Raw genomic sequence first — 864 nt, 5'->3', positions numbered from 1 at the left:
CGGGCCGGGCGCAGCAGCGCCGGGCCCGGCCCCTCGTCGTGCGCCCGGGTCGTGCGCCCGAGTCGCGCGCCCGCGGTCGTGCCCCCGCGCCGACCCCCTACCGCCCGGCGCCCGCGCGGCGCACCATGGGGGTGCCGGGGCCTCGCCGTCGCGGCCGGAGGGACCGCGCGAGGAGGCCGGCGACCGCCGAGGAGGTAGTCGTGGACAGTGGGAGCAGGACGATCGTCGTGGGCGTCGACGAGGCCGGTACGGCCGCGCCGGCGCTGCGGTGGGCCGCCGCCGAGGCCGCCCGCCGGGGCGCGCGGGTGCACCTCGTGCACGCCGTGCCGCACGAGGACGCGGCCGGGGTGGGCCCGGCCGGGCTGTGGGCCGACGGGCTGGGCGCCGCGCCCCCGCCGCCGCCGCGCGACACCGCCGCCGAGGAGCAGCGCGCCCGCCGGGCGCTGCAGCGCGCCGAGCGGCTCGTGCGCACCCGCACCCCCTCGGTGCCGGTGAGCTCCTCGCTCGAGCGCGGCCCGGTGCGCGCGGTGCTGCTGCGGGAGGCCGAGGACGCCGACCTGGTGGTGACCGGGCCGGGCCGGCGCGCCGGGCGCCCGGGCACCACCGCCCTGGCGCTGGCGCAGCACGCGCGGTGCCCGGCGGTGGCGGTGGGCGCCGACGCCGAGGGGACCCGCGGCGTCGTGGTCGGCTTCGACGGCTCCGCCGCCTCCTGCGCCGCGCTGGAGCTGGCCGCCGCCGAGGCGGCGCTGCGCCGCGAGTCGCGGGGGGGGGGGGGGGGGGGGGGGGGGGGGGGGGGGGGGGGGGGGGGGGGGCGGGGCCCCCCGGCCCCCCCCCGCCCGGCCCGCCGGCCGCCGGCGGGGGGCG

The 864-nt window shown here is 85.8% G+C and carries 1 protein-coding gene; it reads left to right on the top strand.

Features of this window, described 5'->3' with window-relative positions; all coding sequences use genetic code 11:
• Positions 1–200 precede the first annotated feature (200 nt).
• A partial coding sequence (locus ACRYR7_RS25575; RefSeq protein ID WP_432575203.1) for a universal stress protein occupies positions 201–864 on the top strand: 664 nt, incomplete at its 3' end.

Origin of the sequence: Kineococcus gurbantunggutensis, from assembly GCF_050871925.1 — a bacterium.
Lineage (GTDB): Bacteria > Actinomycetota > Actinomycetes > Actinomycetales > Kineococcaceae > Kineococcus.
This window is presented reverse-complemented; position numbering and strand designations above follow the sequence as displayed.